This is a genomic window from Paraburkholderia sp. Ac-20336 (genome assembly GCF_017105025.1).
GTDB lineage: Bacteria > Pseudomonadota > Gammaproteobacteria > Burkholderiales > Burkholderiaceae > Paraburkholderia.
This window is the reverse complement of the sequence record NZ_JAAGPS010000140.1, coordinates 1-19,398: the sequence shown is the minus strand read 5'-3', so window position 1 is coordinate 19,398 and position 19,398 is coordinate 1. Positions and strand designations below refer to the sequence as shown.

The following is a 19,398-nucleotide window of genomic DNA, read 5'->3' as shown; positions in this document are numbered from 1 at the left end:
GCGGCGGCGCGGCCACGCAAGCAGCGCAGCGATACTGCGCGCGAGCGGCCCAGCGCGTGGCCGGCAGCGGCACCGCGCAGACCGTGCAGCGCAGGCGGCTTTCGTTCCAGTAGGCGGCGTCGCAACCCTCGCACAACGTCTTATGCGACAAATTGCCGCATAACGCGCAAAGGTTCGGCAAGAGCGCGTGCAACGCGCGCGGCCATGCCGAATGCGCGCCTTTCGAAAGACGCGCGAGGTGATTGCGACAGGACGAAGAAAATGACTGGAATTGCACGAGTGGGCGGCTGCGAAAGCCTTTCAAGCTGAATGCCGGGAAACGAACGAGTATACTTCGAGCTCTACGCCAGCACGACACTCATGTCCCCAACATCCGCTCAATCTGGCCGTCCGGCCTATGATTCCCGGCGCCTCAGGCGTATTTTCGACCGCCGCGCCGCAACCTTCGACGAGGTGGCTTTCCTGCCGCGCGAGATCGCGCAACGCATGAACGAGCGTCTCGATTACATCAAGGTGGCGCCGGCGAGCGTGCTCGATGCGGGCTGCGGCGCGGGCGAAGACATCCCCGCCTTGCGCGAGCGCTTTCCCGAGGCGCCGGTGTTCGGCTCCGATCTGTCGCACGGCATGCTCAGGCGCGCGCTGCGTCACGATGCCGGCGACACGAGCTGGCGGCGCTTCCTGCCGGCCTCGCTCGGCAAGGCGCTCGGCGCGCGCGGTCCGCGCTTCGCGCAGGCCGACTTCTCTGCGCTGCCGTTCGCGGCCGGCGCATTCGAATTCATCTGGTCCAATCTCGCGCTGCACTGGCATTCGCGGCCCGATCTCGTGTTTCCCGAATGGCAGCGCGTGCTCAAGGTGAACGGCCTGCTGATGTTCAGCACGCTCGGCCCCGACACGCTCAAGGAGTTGCGCGGCGCCTACGCCGAGATCGAGGCCGCGCACGGCGTCGCGTCGCGCAAGCATGTGATCGACTTCGTCGACATGCACGATCTCGGCGACATGCTCGTCGAAGCCGGCTTCGAGATTCCGGTAATGGACCAGGAAACGCTCACGATCACCTACAAGTCGCCCGAGTCGCTGCTCGCGGACGTGCGCCGCTGGGGCGCATATCCGTTCGAGCGCGAGACGCTGCCGGGTGCCGTCGCGCGCAGGCTGCACAAGGCTCTCCTCGCGGCGCTCGAAGCGCGCCGGCGCGCCGACGGCACGATCGCGCTGACCTTCGAGGTGATCTACGGGCATGCATGGAAAGCGGTGCCGCGCACCACGGCCGAGGGCCATGGCATCGTGCGCATCGAGGACATCGGACGCGGTTCGGGCAAGCGCCGTTAGCGGATGGCCGGCGCGTTGGCGGCGTTTTGCCTGTGTTTTACCTGTGTCTTGCCGGCGTCTTGCCTGTACTTGCCGGTGGAGCACAGGCCGCTTGCCGGCCTGTCGTTAGCACGTTGCGCGGCGGTTGTCGACCGGTGCTTTGGCCCATTTGCAGAGGGGTTGCCGACGCGGTAAAGAGGACATCTGTTATGCCTGAGATTTGCCTTTCGAAAGAGCCGCAAAAGGCTGGGCAAAATGGCGCTAAGGCTTGTCGCGCCTGGCTTGCGGGGCAATCGGGGCTTGCTTGTGGATGCCATGGATCGCGCCTATAATGCGTCAGTTTGTCGCCCGGAGTTCCCACCTCCGCGGCGGTAAGCCGAGGGCGCAAGACGGCAGCATGAAGTGACGCGGTAGGGGTTGGAGCGGTCGCAAGCGGTGGCGAAAGTCGTCGCGAAGATGCGCGGCGTGCACGGCAAAAGCGGCGGCCGCGGGAAGCATCCGGGCAGTAGAGGAAGTAGAAGAAGGCGGACCGGAAGCAGCGATTCGCAGGAGGCAGCGATGGGTGCATCAGATCATCTGCTGGCGGATTCGGAGCCCGTCCTCAAGGACTGGACCATGAAGCGCAACTGTTCGATCTCGCCGCGGCAGTTTGTCTGCCTGTACGTGTCGCTTGCGTTGTTCTCGCTGGCAATTGCTTTCATGCTGGTTCTGGTCGGCGCCTGGCTGGTGCTGCCGTTCACCGGAATCGAGTTGCTGGCGGTAGGTATCGCGTTTGCAATATATGCGCGTCATGCTGTCGATTACGAGCGCATCCGGTTGTTTCCTGGCCGGCTCGTGATCGAGCAGGTCAGCGCCGAGCAGATTACGCAGTTCGAATTCAATCCGCGCTGGGTGCGGATCGAGCCGGGTGCAACGCCGCGCGACCAGATCAAGCTGGTCTCGCGCGGGCAGACGATCATGATCGGGCAACATCTCGCGCAGAATCGGCGCGCGCAGTTCGCAGGCGAGCTGCGGATGTGGCTGGCACGCTGTTAGGTAGTGCCGGACACGCGGCGTTCAAGGGGGCGCGCGAGACACGCTGCCAGCGGGGTCGATGGGTTTGAATGGAAAATTTGGGTAAGGAAGCTATGAAAACAATCAAGCGAGCGCTCACGAGCGTGCTGGCGACGAGCGGACTGCTTTTCGCCGGTGCCGCCCTGGCAGTGGGCGATGCTCCTGGCGGCCCAGCCGTCAACGCGATCAATCTCCAGCCGCCTGCAACGAGAATCGCCGAGGAGCTGTTCAGCCTGCACATGTTCATGCTGGCGCTTTGCACGGTGATTTTCGTCGGCGTGTTCGGGGTGATGTTCTATTCGATCTTTGCCCACCGCAAATCGAAAGGCCACAAGGCATCCCATTTCCACGAAAGCACCACCGTCGAAATCATCTGGACGATCGTGCCGTTCGTCATCGTCGTGCTGATGGCGCTGCCCGCCACCAAGGCCGTCGTCGCGATGAAGGACACCTCGAACGCCGACCTCACGATCAAGGTCACCGGCTACCAGTGGAAGTGGGGCTACGACTACGTGAAGGGCCCGGGCGAGGGCATCAGCTTCCTGTCCACGCTCGCCACGCCGCGCGCCGAGACCGAGGGCCGCGAGCCGATCTCCACGCTCTATCTGCAGGAAGTCGACAACCCGCTCGTGGTGCCCGTCGACAAGAAAATCCGCATCATCACCACCGCGAACGACGTGGTCCACTCCTGGTACGTGCCGGCCTTCGGCGTGAAGCAGGACGCGATCCCGGGCTTCGTGCGCGACACGTGGTTCAAGGCTAACCGCACCGGCACGTTCCGCGGCTTCTGTACCGAACTGTGCGGCAAGGAGCACGCGTTCATGCCGGTCGTCGTCGAGGTGCTGTCGGCCGACGACTACGCGAAGTGGGTCGAGGTGCAGCAGAAGAAAATGGCCGCCGGCCAGGACGATCCGAACAGGACCTACACGATGGCCGAGCTGATGGAGCGCGGCGGCAAGGTCTACGCGGCGAACTGCGCGGTCTGCCACCAGCCGACCGGCAAGGGCGCGGGCGTATTCCCGGCGCTCGACGGCAGCAAGATCGCCAACGGCCCGATCGCCGATCACGTGAGCCTCGTGCTCAAGGGCAAGAACGCCATGCCTTCGTGGGCGCCGACGCTGAACGACGTCGAAATCGCCTCGGTCATCACCTACGAACGCAACTCGTGGGGCAACCACACGGGCGACATTCTCCAGCCGAAGCAGGTGGCCGACGCGCGCAACGGCAAGCTGCCGGAAGGCGGCAACCATCTGGCCGACGCGGGTGCCGCGGCCTCGGGTGCGGAAGCGGCGTCCGCGCCGGCTGCCTCGGGCAACGACGCAGCGGCCGCCACGGATAGCGCGGCGGCCACGCTGCCGGCGAACGTCTACTTCGAGACCGGCAAGAGCACGCTGCCGGCCGACGCGAAAGCGGCGGTCGAGGCGGCCGCGGCCTACGCGAAGGCGCATCCGGATGCGAAATTCACGCTGTCGGGCTTTACCGACGCCACCGGTTCGGCCGATCTGAACGCGAGGCTCGCGAAGGATCGTGCGCAAGCCGTGCGCGACGCACTGAAAGCAGCCGGCATTGCCGAAGACCATATTATTTTGAAGAAGCCGGAAACGATCACCGGCGGCACCGACGCGAAGGAAGCCCGGCGCGTTCAGATCAGCCCGGCAGCCTGACGTGTTCATGGTCAGCACCGCAGAATTCGCTTTAGGAGATTGTCATGTCTAGCATCGGACACGATGTAGTCGCGGGCCACGAGCACGTGCACGGCGACCATGCCCACGAAACGCCGCACGGCTGGCGCCGCTGGCTGTTCGCCACCAACCACAAGGACATCGGTACGCTGTACCTGATCTTCTCGTTCACCATGTTCCTGTCCGGGGGCGTGATGGCGCTGATGATCCGTGCCGAGCTGTTCGAGCCGGGTCTGCAGATCATGCGTCCCGAGTTCTTCAACCAGTTGACCACCATGCACGGGCTGATCATGGTGTTCGGCGCGATCATGCCGGCCTTCGTCGGCTTCGCGAACTGGATGGTGCCGCTGCAGATCGGCGCGTCGGACATGGCCTTCGCGCGCATGAACAACTTCAGCTTCTGGCTGCTGCCGGTCGCGGCCGTGCTGCTGGTCGGCTCGTTCTTCGCGCCGGGCGGCGCGACCGCCGCGGGCTGGACGCTCTACGCACCGCTTTCCACGCAGATGGGCCCGGGCATGGACTTCGCGATTTTCGCGATCCACCTGATGGGTGCGTCGTCGATCATGGGCGGTATCAACATCGTCGTGACGATCCTGAACATGCGCGCACCCGGCTTGACGCTGATGAAGATGCCGATGTTCGTGTGGACCTGGCTCATCACCGCGTACCTGCTGATCGCCGTGATGCCGGTTCTGGCGGGCGCGATCACGATGGTGCTGTTCGACCGCCACTTCGGCACGTCGTTCTTCAACGCGGCGGGCGGCGGCGACCCGGTCATGTACCAGCACATCTTCTGGTTCTTCGGGCACCCCGAGGTGTACATCATGATCTTGCCGGCGTTCGGGATCGTCTCGCAGGTGATCCCGGCGTTCTCGCGCAAGCCGCTGTTCGGCTATAGCTCGATGGTGTACGCAACGGCGTCGATCGCGATCCTGTCGTTCATGGTCTGGGCACACCACATGTTCGTGACCGGCATGCCGGTGACGGGCCAGCTGTTCTTCATGTACGCGACGATGCTGATCGCGGTGCCGACCGGCGTGAAGGTGTTCAACTGGGTCGCGACGATGTGGCGCGGTTCGCTCTCCTTCGAAACGCCGATGCTGTTCGCGGTGGGCTTCCTGATCGTGTTCACGTTCGGCGGCCTGTCGGGTCTGATGCTCGCGATGGCACCGCTCGACATCCAGTATCACGGTACTTATTTCGTGGTCGCGCACTTCCATTACGTGCTGGTGGCGGGGTCGCTATTCGCGCTGTTCTCGGGGTGGTACTACTGGTCGCCGAAGTGGACCGGCTGGATGTACAACGAAACGCGCGGCAAGATCCACTTCTGGGCGTCGATGTTCTTCTTCAACCTCGCGTTCCTGCCGATGCACTTCGTCGGTCTCGCGGGCATGCCGCGTCGTTATGCTGACTACCCGGCGCAGTTCACCGACTGGAACCAGGTCATCTCGATCGGCGCGTTCGGCTTCGGTCTCTCGCAGGTGTACTTCCTGTTCGCGGTGGCGCTGCCGGCTTACCGTGGCGGTGGCGAGCACGTGGAAGCGGGCGACAAGCCGTGGGACGGCGCAACGGGTCTCGAGTGGACCGTGCCGAGCCCGGCACCGTTCCATACGTTCGAGCATCCGCCGACCGTCGAGTAAGCCTCTTCCGAAGTGCCGGATTCCGGCGGCGCGGCATGCCGCTCTGGAACCCGGCGCTTCGTGAGGCCGCCATGTGGGCGGCCTCGTCAGTGACGAACCGTATTCAGACAATCGAGCATGACGCGCAATCCAGAGGGAAGACGTACGCCGGAGCAGATTCGCGCGGGCAACAGGCGGATAGGGTTGGTGATGTTCGCGGTCGCGGCGCTGTTTTTCGTGAGCGTCATCGTCAAGCAGTGCTGGTTTAGCTGACGGTGTGGGTGGGCGCAGGCTGACGGCCGCGGCCGCTGAAGTCTGCTTGCAGGTTTGTTGAGGATTCGAATGTCGACGCAAACGCCGGCTCCGGCCGACCGCTCTTTCAACCGTTCGATGCTGGTCAAGCTGTTCGTCGTCGCCGTGATGATGTTCGGTTTCGGTTTCGCGCTGGTGCCGATGTATCGCGCGATCTGCCAGGTGACCGGCATCAACAACCTCGTGCAGCGCGATGTTTCGGTGCGCGAGGCGAAGAATACGCAGGTCGACATGAGCCGCACGATTTCGATCGAATTCGATGCGAACGCGCGCGGTCCGCTCGGTTTCAGGCCGGAGCAGCGTAGCCTCGACGTGCATCCGGGCGAAGTGACGACGGTGATGTACGACGTGAGCAACGAACAGGCGCGCACGATTCACGCGCAAGCCATTCCGAGCTACGCGCCGAAGCAGGCGACCGAGTACTTCAGGAAGATCGAGTGTTTCTGCTTCACGCAGCAGACGTTGAACGCAAGCGAGAGCAAGCGGATGCCGGTGGTGTTCGTGGTCGATCCGAAGTTGCCGAAGGATGTGAAAACGATCACGCTGTCGTACACGTTCTTCGAATTGAATACGCCGGCGGCGGCGAGCACGGACGACGCGGCGCCGAAGGCGGACGCGAAGGCCACTGCCGCGAAGCCGGTCTGATGCGGGTGCGACGGCGCAAGCCGCAGATGAAGGACGAGGTGAGATGAGCGATAACGGCGGCAGCCCGCGCAAGAGCAGTTTCGGTCAGTCGATGCGTGCTGTGTTCTGGTCGTTTTTCGGCGTGCGCAGGCGCCGCGATCTGGAAGCGGATGCCACGCAACTCAATCCGCTGCATGTGATCGTGGCGGCGTTGATCGGCGCGGCGATTTTGATCGGTGTGCTGATTCTCGTCGTGCATGCGGTCGTCGGGTAGGGCAACGGCAGCGAAGCCCACGAATTAGAGAGAAGCGGTGCGGTATCGACGCGCCGCCGAAGATACAGCCGGAGATTCCGGAACAACTGGACTGAAGTGGAGAATCAAGAATGAGCGGTCAAAACGAGAGCCCGTACTATTTCGTACCGCATCCGTCGCGGCATCCGATCAGCGCCGCTGCCGGATTGCTGGTCATGCTCGGATCGCTTGCGGCCTGGATCAACGAACACACGTGGGCGCCGCTCGGCGTGCTCGTCGGTTTGCTGTGGCTGCTCTTTACGCTGTGGCACTGGTTCGGCGACGCGATCGCCGAATCGGAAGGCGGCATGTACGGCAAGAACGTCGACCGCTCGTACCGCTGGAGCATGAGCTGGTTCATCTTCTCCGAAGTGATGTTCTTCGGCGCTTTCTTCGGCGCGCTCTTCTATGCGCGTGAAATCGCGCTGCATCAGTTGGGCAGCCTCGACTTCAAGCTGATCTGGCCGGATTTCTCGGCGGTGTGGCCGAACAACGGTCCCGCGAACCTGGTGTCGACCTACAAGTCGATGCAGCCGTGGCCGGTGCCGACCATCAACACGGCACTGCTGCTGTCCTCGGGAGCGACGCTGACGGTTTCGCACCATGCGCTGCGCGACAACCATCGCAAGAAGGCGATCGCCTGGCTGGCCGCGACGCTCGTGTTTGGCGTGTGCTTCCTGTTCCTGCAGGGCTTCGAATATTTCCACGCGTACAACGAACTGAATCTGACGCTCGCCTCGGGCATCTACGGTTCGACGTTCTTCCTGCTGACGGGCTTCCACGGCTTCCACGTGTTCCTCGGCGGCACGATGCTCGCGGTGGTGCTGGTGCGTCTGATTCGCGGCCACTTCACGCCCGAACATCACTTCGCGTTCGAAGGCGCGGCCTGGTACTGGCACTTCGTCGACGTCGTGTGGCTCGGTCTGTACGTCGTCGTGTACTGGCTGTAACGCAGTCGGGCTCGCGCATACCGCTTGGCCGGATGTGCGCGGGCCGTTGGCGCAACGTCCATCGGGCGGCGCGCACGAGCAGTAGGCAAGGATCTGTGCAGCGCCGCCCTCGACCTGTCAGGGCGGCGTTTTGTTTGGCGGTGCGGAAAATGTATCGCTGACGTTCGTGGCCTGAGCGGTCCGAAACCTGAAGCGCCGGGTTCAAGGCCCGGAGTCGATGCGTAGGATCGGCGAACCCGCTTGCGCGAAGCAGCCCCGGCAGATCAGGCGCTGGCGTATGAGCGGTTCACACTACGCCGGTTTGGGCCGGCGAGGCTCAGCGCCCGTACGGAATACCGGTCGACTGGATCCAGCCCATCCAGTGCGCGAACAGGATGAACAGGAACAGCGAAATCGACAGGCCTACTCGCGTGGCGAGCGACCAGACCATCCGCTTGGTCTTGCCTTTGTCGTGCATCATGAAATACAGCGCCGACACCATGCTGGCGATGATCAGAGCAAAGGCGATGGGAACGATAATGTGCATGGAACCAACTGAAACGGGAAAGCGCAGTGGCAAGACAGACATTATCGCACCGCATGCGGGCATTCGCCGGGGCTTGCCGGTGACTCGCGACACATCGCCGGAGCGCATGCAATGAAGTTTCGCCTGATTCCCGCGCTGCTGATCCTGCTGGTCGTCGTCGTGACGGTGCGGCTCGGCTTCTGGCAACGCGACCGCGCGCATCAGAAGGAAGCGCTCGAGGCGCGCATCACGCAATTCGAAAACGCACCTGCATTGCCGGTGAGCGCCGCGCCGCTCGCGCTGAAGGACATCGAATTTCATCGCGTGAAGGCGCGTGGCAGTTTCGTCGCGGACAAGGTCGTATACCTCGATAATCGTCCGTATAACGATCAGCCGGGCTTCTATGTCGTCATGCCTTTTAAACTGGACGACGGCGGCTACGTGCTGGTCAATCGCGGCTGGCTGCCGCGCAACATGAGCAATCGCGAGACCATCGCGCCGTACGCGACGCCGCAAGGCGAGGTCGAGATCGAGGGGATCGCGCGGGCCGATGCGTCGCGCGCGTTCGAGTTGGGGCAGGGCGGTTCGGCCGCGCATCAACTGATCCGGCAGAATCTCGAGGTCGCCGCGTATGCTGCGGAAACCGGGCTGCCGCTGCAATCGTTCGTGATCCAGCAAACGAGCGACGATGGCGACAAGCTGGTGCGCGACTGGCCCGCGCCGACCACCGGCGTCGAGCGCAACTACGGCTACATGTTCCAGTGGTGGGGCATGGCCGTCGCGGCGCTCGGGTTTGGTTTGTACGCCGCGCGTCGCGCGGCGCGAAAGGAGCACGCGCCGGGTACGTAGCGTGGCGTACGCGCTGCGCTCGGGTAGCCGGGGCGAAAAGAAGCGCGTCCGAGGTGGCGGGGCGCGTGGCCGCAGCGGGGCGCGAGCGAAGCCCGCGTGCGGTAAAGGCGGAGTAAAGGTGAAGCAAAGGCGGGGCAAGCGCCGAGCAAGCGCACCGTCCCCGCCCGGCCGGGACGGCCGCCGGTGCCGGACAACTCCGCGATGACCAGCCCGGGCAAACTGCGAAATCATTGAAACAGAAGAGGTCCTGCAGTGTCGACTCAAACCCCCCGTTCGCCGCGCGGCGGCCATCCCGCTGCCGCGAAAGCGATCCCCGGTCAACCGAACGGTCCGGGCTCGTGGCGGCGCGGCCGCTGGATTCTGCTGCTGCTGGTAATCATCGGCGCGGCGCCGATCGCCGTGTCGTATTTCATGTACTACGTGGTCAAGCCGACCGGCGGCAGCACGAGCTACGGCACGCTGATCGAGCCGCAGCGGCCGATCCCCGGCTCGCTCGTGGTCACGGGCGAGGACGGCAAGCCGCTCAAGCTCGAATCGCTGCGCGGCCGCTGGCTGATGATCTCGGTCGACGGCAGCGCGTGCGACAAGGCGTGCGTCACGAAGCTCTACTTCATGCGGCAAATCCGCGCAGCGCAGGGCCCGGAACGCGAGCGCGTCGTGGAAGTGTGGCTGCGCACCGATGCAGGCAAGGTCGCCGACGTGATACAAACGGCCTACCCCGACACCAGCATGCTGATCGCCGATCCGGCGCAGGTGGCCGCATGGCTGCCCGTCGACACCGGCACGCAAGTGACCGACCACATCTTCATGGTCGATCCGAACGGCAATCTGATGATGCGTTTCCCGAAAGACGCGAACCCGAGCAAGATCAAGGGTGACGTGACCAAACTGCTCAAATGGTCGAGCATCGGCTGATGCCGCAACCAGGGTAAAAAAGATGTTCGTATTGCAACTGGCTCTGATCGGCCTGTGTATCGCGTTGTTGCCGCTGTCCTACGTGTGGGCCAAGGCCGACGACAACAAATTCCGCAAGCTGGTCTGGCTCACCACCTTTCTCACGCTCGATCTGGTGATGTTCGGCGGCTTCACGCGCCTCACCGATTCGGGCCTCGGCTGCCCGGACTGGCCCGGCTGCTACGGCACGTCGTCGCCGTTCATCGCGCACGCGGCGATTTCCGCCGCCTATCGGGCGATGCCGACCGGGCCCGTCAGCATGACGAAGGCGTGGATCGAAATGATCCACCGCTATTTCGCGATGGCAATCGGCGTGCTGATCATCGCGCAGACGGTCATCGCGTGGACCGCGCGCATCAAGCGCCGGCCGCTGCACGTGTCGCCGTGGTGGCCGACCTCGCTGCTGCTGCTGATTCTCGTGCAGGGCGCGTTCGGCGCATGGACCGTGACGCTGAAGCTGCAACCGGTCATCGTGACGACGCATCTGCTGCTCGGCCTTGCGCTGCTCGGCACGCTCGGCTGGCTGGCCGCGCGGCTCACGCCGCTGCCGGCCGATGAGCCCGAGACCGCGCGCTGGCGCGCGGCGGCGCTGGCCGGTCTCGCGCTGCTGGTGCTGCAGATCGCGCTCGGCGGCTGGGTCAGCACGAATTACGCGGTGCTCGCCTGCACCGACTTCCCGACCTGCAACGGCCAATGGATTCCGCCGATGGACTTCGCGCACGGCTTCCACCTGTGGCGCGCGCTCGGCATGACGGGCGACGGCGACGTCATCACGCAGGACGCGCTCGTCGCGATTCATTGGACGCACCGCACCTTCGCGTTCGTCGTGATCGCCTATCTCGTGTGGTTCGCGCTGAAAATGCGCCGCTTCGAATCGCTGCGCCGGCCCGCGAACGGCGTGCTGCTCGTCGTGCTGATCCAGTTCATCACCGGGCTGTCGAACATCGTGCTGCAGTGGCCGTTGCCGATTGCCGTCGCCCATAATGGCGGCGCCGCGATCCTGCTGCTTCTGCTCGTTATGTTAAACTTTCGAATCGCTTATAGCCGTCCCGGCCGCGCCGTGCTTCCAGCGCGCGATGCCGCGCCAGCGTGACCCACATGGACAGCACAACACTCTCCCAGACTCCCGGCAACCGGGTTTCCCAATACCTCGCCCTGACGAAGCCGCGCGTCACGCAACTCGCCGTGTTCTGCGCCGTCATCGGCATGTTCCTGTCGACGCCCGGCATGGTCCCGTGGACCGTGCTGATCGGCGGCACCGTCGGCATCTGGCTGCTGGCCGGCGCCGCGTTCGCCATCAACTGCCTCGTCGAGCAGCAGATCGACGCCAAGATGCGCCGCACCTCGTGGCGCCCGTCCGCGCGCGGCGAAATCACGACTCCGCAGATCCTGCTGTTCTCGGCCGTACTCGGCGGCCTCGGCATGTGGACGCTGTACACGTTCGCCAATCCGCTGACCATGTGGCTGACGCTCGCCACCTTCGTCGGCTATGCGGTCATCTATACGCTGTTGCTGAAGCCGGCCACGCCGCAGAACATCGTGATCGGCGGCGCCTCGGGCGCGATGCCGCCGGCGCTCGGCTGGGCCGCGGTCACGGGCCACGTGCCCGGCGACGCGTGGATTCTCGTGCTGATCATCTTCGTGTGGACGCCGCCGCATTTCTGGGCGCTCGCGCTCTACCGCCGCAAGGACTACGAAAACGCTGGCCTGCCGATGCTGCCGAACACGCACGGCGAACAGTACACGCGCCTGCATATCCTGCTTTACACGGTGATCCTGTTCGCGGTCACGCTCATGCCGTTCATCTCCGGCATGAGCGGCGTTGTGTATCTCGCGTCGGCGGTGCTGCTAGGCGCCGTGTTTCTCGCCTATGCGTGGAAGATCTACCGGGCGTATTCGGACGATCTCGCGCGCAGAACCTTTCGTTACTCGATCGTCTATCTGTCGCTGCTGTTCGCCGCGCTACTGATCGACCACTATGCGCGCGTCGTGATCGGCGCGTAACACCATGTTCAAGAACCGCTTTGCGCGCGTCGCGCGCGCCGCTGCGATGGCCTGCGCGCTCGGCGGCATGCTGCTCGCGGCGGGTTGCGGCAAGCAGCCGCCCGCCTTCTCGAATGTCGACATCACCGGCAACACGCAATTCGCGAGCGATTTCTCGTTGCCCGATACCTCGGGCAAGATCCGCACGCTCGCGGACTACAAGGGCAAGGTCGTGGTGCTGTTCTTCGGCTACACGCATTGCCCCGACGTCTGCCCGACGACGATGGCCGAACTGTCGCAGGCGTTGCAGCAGCTCGGTCCGGAAGACGCGAAGCGCGTGCAGGTGCTGTTCGTCACCGTCGATCCCGAGCGCGATACGCCGCAGTTGCTCGCGCAATATACGTCGGCGTTCGATCCGGGCTTCGTCGGCCTGCGTCCGGCCAGCGAGGAGCAACTCGCCAAGGTCGCGAAGGCCTTCCGCGTCTACTACGCGAAGGTGCCGGGCAAGACGCCCGACAGCTACACGATGGACCACACGGCCGCGAGCTACGTGTTCGACACGGACGGCAAGCTGCGTCTGTTCGCGCGCGACGGTCAGGGTGCGACGCCGTGGGTGCACGACATCAAGCTGCTGCTCGACTGAGGCCATACGTCGAGGCAGCGGCGGGGTGGGCGGCGACATCGCGCGTGATGCGGCGCCGCTTCCTGTGCGAACCGTTCGTGCAGCGCTCATGTGCCCTTCATGAGCTTCTCATGCACCCCTCGCGCCTGCCCGGCGATCCCTTCCACGTAACGCTCAGTCCGGTACCGGGAAGTTGATCCCCGGCGCGAGACGCGTCGTCTTGAACTCCGTCACCTCGTAGCGCGCGAGCTTCTGCTCGGCGAACGGATCGCTCGCGAGAATCCGCTCCAGCCTGTCCCGGTCGATGCGCACCGCGAGGATGATGCCGCCGTCGCGCGGCACCTTCGGCCCGGCCGCGACGAAGATGCCCGCGTCGAACTGCCGGGCGAGGAAGGCGCGATGCGCGTCGAGCGCGTCGTCGATACGGTCGAGCGGGGCGGTGTAGATCAGGTTGATGACGTACATGAGGTTCTTGCAACAGGCAATGGAGTCGGGCCGCTCGCGTCGGGCTGGCGCATGTTCGCAACGAGTTCGTCACGATGACGGTGCGCATTTGCGCGCACATTCGCGGCCACGGCCTTGAATTATCGGCTACTCACCGCCTCGCCACGCGCATTTCACGCACGCCAGCCTCTCGCCGCCAACCCGCCCGGCGCACCGCCGCATAACCATATGCGATCAGGGTATTTCCCAACCCCGCGGCCATATGAGACCATTCCGGGTTTCGTCGGCGACGCGCCCGCAAGGGCCGGTGCATCGCCCGTCTTTCATCCGGATCTGACACCGGTCAGAGAACCGAACAGCAACAGCGAGAACCCCATGCAGCGCAGAAACATCCTCAAAGCTCTCACCGCGGTCGTCGCCGGCGCGGCATTCCTGACCAGCCTCGGCGCCCACGCCGACGACAAGGTCATCAAGGTCGGCACGATCGGCGGTCCGGACGCGCAGGTCTGGGAAGTCGTCACCAAGGTCGCGAAGCGGGAAGGCCTGAACGTGAAGGTCATCGAATTCAACGACTACATCCAGCCGAACGCCGCGCTCGACGCAGGCGACCTCGACGCCAACAGCTTCCAGCACCAGCCGTACCTCGACAGTCAGATCAAGCAGCGTGGCTACAAGCTCGTCAGCGCGGGTCTCACCTATATCTCGCCGCTCGGCGCGTATTCGAAGAAGCTCAAATCGCTGAAGGATCTGCCGCAGGGCGCGAAGATCGCGGTGCCGAACGATCCGTCGAACGAAAACCGCGCGCTGTTGCTGCTGCAATCGCAAGGCCTGATCAAGCTGAAGGACGGCTCGGCCACGGGCGGCAATAACGCGACGCCGCTCGACGTCGTCGACAATCCGAAGAAGATCAAGTTCGTCGAACTCGACGCCGCGCAACTGCCGCGCTCGCTCGCGGACGTCGACGCCGCCGTCATCAACACGAACTTCGCGCTGGCCGCCGGCCTTCAGCCGACCAAAGACGCGATCGCGCTCGAAGACATCCACAGCCCCTACGCGAACCTGATCGCGGTGCGCGCTAAGGACAAGGATCAGCCGTGGGTCAAGAAGCTGGTCGCGGCATATCAGTCGGAAGACGTGCGCCAGTTCATCAAGACGCAGTTCAAGGGCTCGATGGTGCCGTCGTTCTAAGCGACGCATCTCCGGCCTGGCGAGGCGCGGCGCGACACTGGTCGTGCCGCGCCTTTTCTTTTGCGGCCGTGGCTAGAGCTCCAGCTCCCATCGTTCGAGCGTCAGATCGCGGCCGAAACGGTGCGTGTCCACGGCACTGGTCAGCACGAAGCCCATGCGCTCGCAGAGCCGCCGCGGTTCCGCCAACGCGCTCGCGGTGGCGAGCGTGAGTTTCGTATAACCGGCCCGTCGCGCGAAACGCACGCATTCGCTGAGCAGCTGAGTGCCGATGCCGAAGCGCCGCATGTCCGGTTCGACCCACAGCAAACGCACGCTCGCCACCGTCGTCGATACGCCGACGATGCATGCCGAGCCGGTCACGAGACCGTCCTGTTCGGCGATCCAGCATTGCTCGCGCAGCGGATCGTTGCGCTGCGCGTACTCGGCGACCACCCGCGCGAGCAATCCTTCGAATGTCTGATCCCAGCCGTATTGCGCGGCGAACCACTGGGCCTGCCGATGCACGAGCCAGCCGCATTCGCCGGCGTGCGGCGGGCGCAGCACGACGAGTTCGTGCCTGGGCCGCTCGCGCAGCAGGCGCTCGATCAGCCTCATCGCGCCAATCAGTTGCTGCTGCGAGTGCATGTCGAGCCGGTCGAGCAGGGCCAGCGCGTCCTGCGTGGCGGCGGCGTCGAGCGGCGCGTAGGTCGCATGGCCGTGCTCGGTGAGCGCGATCAGCGACTGGCGCGCGTCGGTGTCGGATGGGCGGCGCGTAATCAGATTGCGCCGTTCGAAACTGGTCAGCAGGCGGCTCAGATAGCCACTGTCGAGACCGAGCGCGCGGCTCAGCGCCGACGCGGTTTGCGTGTGTTCGCGAGAAAGCTCGTGAAGCACGCGTACCTCGGTCAGCGAGAACCCGCTTTTCGTCAGGCGCTCATGCAGGGCGCCAATGTACAGGGTATAGAAGCGATTGAAATGGCGGACGGCGTGAGCGCGCCGCTGCGCCTCGGAATCTGTCAAGTGCGGCTCCCCGGGACCTTTTTGGGATTGGTACACGGCCACTATATTGGAACGCCCGCGGCGAGCAAAGCTGTCACGCCACGGGTGGATCGAAACTGGTATTAAACAGGTATCGATCAGACTGCTTTTTCGAGCCCGGCGAAAGTCAGGTAAGCATCCGCTGGTATGGTTCCAGCCACCGGATACGGGTAAATCCCGATCTCCCAATTCGTCTCGAAACACCGTTCCAATTGGCCTTTGAGCCTTATCCGACAAGGCTTTGCCGCGTACTATACCAGCATGGGACCAATTAATTGACTGGTATTATGTTGGTTATATAATGGGCTCTCATTTTTCCGGGCCGCACTGCTCGCGGCGTCTCCTGGAGCCCCATGGAAACTCGCTGGTCCGCATTGATGCCTGACGTGCACAACGTCACACCGCTCTACCTGCAGCTCGCGCGCAACCTGACGACGGCGATCCATTGCGGCGTCTGGTCGGCCGGCGAGGCGCTGCCGTCGGAACGCACCTTGTCGGATGCGATCGGCGTGTCGCGCATTACCGCGCGCAAGGCGATCGAGCTGCTGGTCGAGCAGGGCCTGATCCGGCGTTCGCGCGGCGCGGGCAGCTTCATCACGCCGCGCGTCGAAGACCCGCTGTCGCGTCTCACCGGCTTCACGAAGAAGATGCAGCAGCGCGGTTTCCGTCCGGATTCGGTGTGGCTCGAGCGCGACGTGCGCGCTGCCAATCGCGACGAACTGCTGCACCTGGGCCTGTCGCCGGGGGCGGCCGTCACGAGCCTGCGGCGGCTGCGGCGCGCGGACGGCATCGTGATGGCGGTCGAGCATTCGGCGCTGCCGGTCGCGATCGTGCCCGACCCGCAGGCGATCGGCGATTCGCTCTACAGCTATCTGGAGCAGCACGGCGTGGCGGTCGTGCGCGCGTTGCAGCACTTCCGCGCGGTCAACGCGTCGAGCGAAATCGCCGCGCTGATGGACATCGAATCGCGCACGGCGCTGCTGGTCATTACGCGCATCGGCTATAGCGCGGACCAGCGCGCGATCGAACTGACCGACACCTATTGTCGCGACGACTACTACGACTTCGTCGCCGAACTGCGCACCTGAAGCGCGTATCCGGGCGGCGGGGCTTGCTAGGGCCGCGAGCCGGGGCACACGAATTTGCTGCATACGTATCACGCACCAGAGAGACTCATGCTGACCGGAAACATACTCACCACCGACGGGTGGATTCACGGCACGCTCGAATACGAAAACGGCCGTATCACGGCACTGACCGGCGAGCGCGCCGATCCGTCGACGAACGACGCGCCCTACATCCTGCCTGGCTTCATCGACCTGCACGTGCACGGCGGCGGCGGCTCCGACGTGATGGAAGCCGGCGACGCGATCGAAACGATCACGCGCACGCATGCGCGCCACGGCACGACGAGCCTGCTCGCGACCACGATGACCGCGCCGCGCGAGGAGCTGATGAGCGTGGTCGCCGGGCTCGGCAACGTCACGCGGGTGCGCACGCCGGGCGGCGCGCGCGTGCTCGGGGTGCATCTGGAAGGGCCGTACATCAACCCCGGCAAGCTCGGCGCGCAGCCGGACGCGGCCGTGTCGGCGGTGATGGACGAGGTGCTCAAGTATCTGTCGATCGCACCGATTCGCGTCGTCACGCTCGCACCCGAAATCGCCGGCCATATGGAGATCATCTCCGAGATGGCGGCGCGCGGCGTGCGCGTGCAGCTCGGCCATTCGCTCGGCACCTACGACGACGCCGTCGCCGCGCTCAAGCACGGCGCGTGCGGCTTCACGCACCTGTTCAACGCGATGTCGCCGCTGCATCACCGCAACCCCGGCCTCGTCGGCGCGGCGCTCGCGCATGCCGAATACGCCGAAATCATTCCCGATCTGCTGCACGTCCATCCGGGCGCGATCCGCGCCGCGCTGCGTGCGATTCCGCGTCTCTACGTGGTGACGGACAGCACCTCGGCCACCGGCATGCCCGACGGCGAATACCGCCTCGGCAGCCAGCACGTGACCAAGTGCCTGGGCGGCGTGCGTCTCGCCGACGGCACGCTTGCGGGCAGCACGCTGACGATGGATCAGGCGCTGCGCAATCTTGTTTCGATCGGCTTGCCGATCGCCGATGTATCACACCGTTTGTCGCGCTATGCCGCCGACTATCTCGGCATCGAAGACCGCGGCCGTATCGCGCGCGGCGCGTGGGCCGACGTGGTCGTGTTCGATCGCGAACTGACCTTGACCGCGACTTACGTCGAAGGAGAAGCCATTGTCGAATATGCTTAAAGAAGCGCTCGCGTCCGCCGGGACGGTCGCCGCGCAACTCGAGGACACCTCGCGCGTCGCGGCGCTCGCCGCGACGCTCGCGCAACAGCCGCGCCACGTCGCATTGACGGTCGCGCGCGGCAGTTCGGACCACGCCGCCAGTTACTTTGCCTCGCTGACGATGAGCCGCCTCGGCGTGCCGGTCGCGTCGCTGCCGATGTCGGTCGCGACGTTGCAGCAGGCGCCGTTGCAGGTGCGCGACCAGCTTGCGCTCGCGTTCTCGCAATCGGGCAAGAGCCCGGACCTTGTCGGCACGATGAACGCGTTGCGCAATGCTGGGGCGTTGACGGTCGCCGCCGTGAACGCGCCGGCGTCGCCGCTCGCGGATGCGTGCGAGTGGCATCTGCCGCTCGTCGCCGGTCCCGAACTGAGCGTCGCCGCGACCAAGAGCTATATCGCGATGCTGTCGATTTCCGCGCAACTGGTCGCGCATTGGCAGAACGACGCCGAACTGCTCGGCGCGCTGAACACGCTGCCCGAGGCGCTGGAGCGCGCGGGCCGGCTCGACTGGTCGATGGCCGTGAACGAACTGCGCGGCATCGAACGGATGATCGTGATCGGCCGGGGCCTCGGTCTCGCGATCGCGCAGGAAGCCGCGCTGAAGCTGAAGGAAACCTCGGGCATCCAGGCCGAAGCGTTTTCGAGCGCGGAAGTGCGTCACGGTCCGATGGAGCTGATCGATCGCGACTATCCGCTGCTCGTGTTCGCGCCGCGCGGACCGGAGCAGGCGGGCCTCCTGCAACTCGCGCACGACATGCGCGCGCGCGGCGCGCGCGTGCTGCTCGCCGCGCCCGACGACGTGGCCGACGCGTCGCTGCCGCTTGTTTCAACCGCACACGCGGCGCTCGATCCGATCGCCGCGATCCTGTCCTTTTACGTGATGGCCGCGGACCTTGCCGCCGCGCGCGGGCGCAATCCCGATGCGCCGCGCCATCTCAACAAAGTCACCGAAACTCACTGACGAGAATGCAGATGCGACGTGTCGAAAAGTCCAGCCTCATGAGTCATTCCGAAGATCACATTGTTTTGCTCGCACCGCTGACCGGTCCGGTCGTGCCGCTTGAGAACGTGCCGGACCCGGTGTTTTCGGGCGGCATGTTCGGTGACGGCATCGGCATCGATCCGCTGGAAGGTCGCCTGGTCGCGCCGTGCGACGGCGTCGTCACGCATCTCGCGCGCACCGGCCACGCGGTCACGCTCGCGAGCGCCGAGGGCGCGGAAATTCTGCTGCATATCGGCATCGATACGGTTGGGCTGAACGGCAAGGGGTTTGCGCCGATGGTCGAGCAGGGCGCGCACGTGCATGCCGGCGACGTGCTGATCGAGTTTGATCAGGACCAGATCGCGCTCAATGCGCCGAGCCTCGTCTCGGTGATCGCGATCGCCAATTCGGATGCGTTCGAGGTGATCGAGCGCGCGCCGGCAGGCCCGGTGAAGGCCGGCGAAACGCCGCTGCTGGTGCTGCGCGCGCGCGACGGCGTGAACACCGAGGCCGTGCGCGAGGCGAGTGCCGCCCAGGTCGAGACCGAAGCACGTCGCCAGATCACGCTGACGCACGCGGGCGGTCTGCATGCGCGGCCGGCCGCGCGAGCGCGAGAAGCGGCGCGCGGTTTCGATGCGCGTGTCGAGGTGCGTTACGAAGGCCGCAAGGCGGCGATCGAAAGCGTGGTCGGCCTGCTCG

At 64.9% G+C, this 19,398-nt stretch carries 22 protein-coding genes; 18 read left to right on the top strand and 4 right to left on the bottom strand.

The window, feature by feature from the left end; translation table 11 throughout:
• Positions 1-277 (bottom strand): double zinc ribbon domain-containing protein (locus tag GXB81_RS31630; protein WP_346777820.1); only part of this gene is annotated, 277 nt, incomplete at its 3' end.
• 83 nt (positions 278-360) lie between these two features.
• Between GXB81_RS31630 and GXB81_RS26425 the strand changes: the two genes are divergently transcribed.
• The 8 genes from GXB81_RS26425 (at position 361) to GXB81_RS26395 (ending at position 7,837) form a co-directional block, all read left to right on the top strand.
• The gene (locus tag GXB81_RS26425; RefSeq protein WP_167048419.1) at positions 361-1,326 is read left to right on the top strand and encodes a methyltransferase domain-containing protein; all 966 of its coding nucleotides are present in this window, start codon (positions 361-363) and stop codon (positions 1,324-1,326) included.
• 537 nt (positions 1,327-1,863) lie between these two features.
• A complete protein-coding gene (locus tag GXB81_RS26420; RefSeq protein ID WP_167048465.1) occupies positions 1,864-2,340 on the top strand; it encodes a DUF2244 domain-containing protein in 477 nt (158 codons plus the stop codon).
• Positions 2,341-2,408: 68 nt separating this feature from the next.
• A complete protein-coding gene (coxB, locus tag GXB81_RS26415) occupies positions 2,409-4,022 on the top strand; it encodes a cytochrome c oxidase subunit II (RefSeq protein WP_205990748.1) in 1,614 nt (537 codons plus the stop codon).
• A 44-nt stretch (positions 4,023-4,066) separates the two neighbouring features.
• Positions 4,067-5,680, top strand: coding sequence for a cytochrome c oxidase subunit I (gene ctaD, locus GXB81_RS26410; protein ID WP_167048415.1), 1,614 nt, complete (start codon positions 4,067-4,069; stop codon positions 5,678-5,680).
• A gap of 117 nt (positions 5,681-5,797) precedes the next feature.
• Positions 5,798-5,932: a cytochrome oxidase small assembly protein gene (locus GXB81_RS31625; protein ID WP_240159255.1), complete on the top strand. Its 135-nt coding sequence runs from the start codon at positions 5,798-5,800 to the stop codon at positions 5,930-5,932.
• Positions 5,933-6,001: 69 nt separating this feature from the next.
• Positions 6,002-6,616, top strand: a complete 615-nt coding sequence (locus GXB81_RS26405; protein WP_205990747.1) for a cytochrome c oxidase assembly protein — start codon at positions 6,002-6,004, stop codon at positions 6,614-6,616.
• A gap of 43 nt (positions 6,617-6,659) precedes the next feature.
• Positions 6,660-6,869, top strand: coding sequence for a DUF2970 domain-containing protein (locus tag GXB81_RS26400; RefSeq protein WP_167048412.1), 210 nt, complete (start codon positions 6,660-6,662; stop codon positions 6,867-6,869).
• A 110-nt stretch (positions 6,870-6,979) separates the two neighbouring features.
• A complete protein-coding gene (locus tag GXB81_RS26395; protein ID WP_167048410.1) occupies positions 6,980-7,837 on the top strand; it encodes a cytochrome c oxidase subunit 3 in 858 nt (285 codons plus the stop codon).
• Positions 7,838-8,153: 316 nt separating this feature from the next.
• Here the strand turns inward: GXB81_RS26395 and GXB81_RS26390 are convergent, their stop codons facing one another.
• Positions 8,154-8,363: a twin transmembrane helix small protein gene (locus tag GXB81_RS26390; RefSeq protein ID WP_008921867.1), complete on the bottom strand. Its 210-nt coding sequence runs from the start codon at positions 8,361-8,363 to the stop codon at positions 8,154-8,156.
• A gap of 111 nt (positions 8,364-8,474) precedes the next feature.
• On the opposite strand from GXB81_RS26390, the gene GXB81_RS26385 reads away from it, so the two are divergent.
• The 5 genes from GXB81_RS26385 to GXB81_RS26365 all read left to right on the top strand — a co-directional run bounded on the left by GXB81_RS26385 (position 8,475) and on the right by GXB81_RS26365 (position 12,771).
• A complete protein-coding gene (locus GXB81_RS26385; protein ID WP_205990746.1) occupies positions 8,475-9,191 on the top strand; it encodes an SURF1 family protein in 717 nt (238 codons plus the stop codon).
• Positions 9,192-9,443: 252 nt separating this feature from the next.
• Positions 9,444-10,106, top strand: a complete 663-nt coding sequence (locus GXB81_RS26380; protein ID WP_346777819.1) for a cytochrome C oxidase subunit I — start codon at positions 9,444-9,446, stop codon at positions 10,104-10,106.
• Positions 10,107-10,128: 22 nt separating this feature from the next.
• Positions 10,129-11,238, top strand: coding sequence for a COX15/CtaA family protein (locus GXB81_RS26375; protein WP_205990745.1), 1,110 nt, complete (start codon positions 10,129-10,131; stop codon positions 11,236-11,238).
• A gap of 5 nt (positions 11,239-11,243) precedes the next feature.
• Positions 11,244-12,149, top strand: a complete 906-nt coding sequence (gene cyoE / locus GXB81_RS26370; RefSeq protein WP_205990744.1) for a heme o synthase — start codon at positions 11,244-11,246, stop codon at positions 12,147-12,149.
• 4 nt (positions 12,150-12,153) lie between these two features.
• Positions 12,154-12,771, top strand: coding sequence for an SCO family protein (locus GXB81_RS26365; protein WP_167048400.1), 618 nt, complete (start codon positions 12,154-12,156; stop codon positions 12,769-12,771).
• Positions 12,772-12,924: 153 nt separating this feature from the next.
• On the opposite strand, the gene GXB81_RS26360 is transcribed toward GXB81_RS26365, so the two are convergent.
• Positions 12,925-13,215 carry a YciI family protein gene (locus tag GXB81_RS26360; RefSeq protein WP_167048398.1) on the bottom strand — a complete coding sequence of 97 codons (291 nt, stop codon included), beginning with the start codon at positions 13,213-13,215 and terminating at the stop codon, positions 12,925-12,927.
• Between the two features lie 354 nt (positions 13,216-13,569).
• On the opposite strand from GXB81_RS26360, the gene GXB81_RS26355 reads away from it, so the two are divergent.
• Positions 13,570-14,382: a MetQ/NlpA family ABC transporter substrate-binding protein gene (locus GXB81_RS26355; RefSeq protein ID WP_167048396.1), complete on the top strand. Its 813-nt coding sequence runs from the start codon at positions 13,570-13,572 to the stop codon at positions 14,380-14,382.
• Between the two features lie 72 nt (positions 14,383-14,454).
• Here GXB81_RS26355 and GXB81_RS26350 read toward each other — a convergent pair whose 3' ends face one another.
• Positions 14,455-15,381 (bottom strand): bifunctional helix-turn-helix transcriptional regulator/GNAT family N-acetyltransferase, encoded by a 927-nt coding sequence (locus GXB81_RS26350; RefSeq protein WP_167048394.1) that lies wholly within the window; start codon positions 15,379-15,381, stop codon positions 14,455-14,457.
• Positions 15,382-15,752: 371 nt separating this feature from the next.
• On the opposite strand from GXB81_RS26350, the gene GXB81_RS26345 reads away from it, so the two are divergent.
• From GXB81_RS26345 to GXB81_RS26330, 4 genes are all read left to right on the top strand, one after another.
• Positions 15,753-16,487, top strand: a complete 735-nt coding sequence (locus GXB81_RS26345; RefSeq protein WP_167048392.1) for a GntR family transcriptional regulator — start codon at positions 15,753-15,755, stop codon at positions 16,485-16,487.
• A gap of 87 nt (positions 16,488-16,574) precedes the next feature.
• The gene (gene nagA, locus GXB81_RS26340; protein ID WP_167048390.1) at positions 16,575-17,678 is read left to right on the top strand and encodes an N-acetylglucosamine-6-phosphate deacetylase; all 1,104 of its coding nucleotides are present in this window, start codon (positions 16,575-16,577) and stop codon (positions 17,676-17,678) included.
• Positions 17,662-18,678, top strand: coding sequence for an SIS domain-containing protein (locus tag GXB81_RS26335; protein WP_205990743.1), 1,017 nt, complete (start codon positions 17,662-17,664; stop codon positions 18,676-18,678). The genes nagA and GXB81_RS26335 overlap by 17 nt, the downstream gene beginning before the upstream one ends.
• A 38-nt stretch (positions 18,679-18,716) precedes the next feature.
• Positions 18,717-19,398: PTS glucose transporter subunit IIA (locus GXB81_RS26330; RefSeq protein WP_205990742.1), on the top strand; the 682-nt coding region annotated here is incomplete at its 3' end.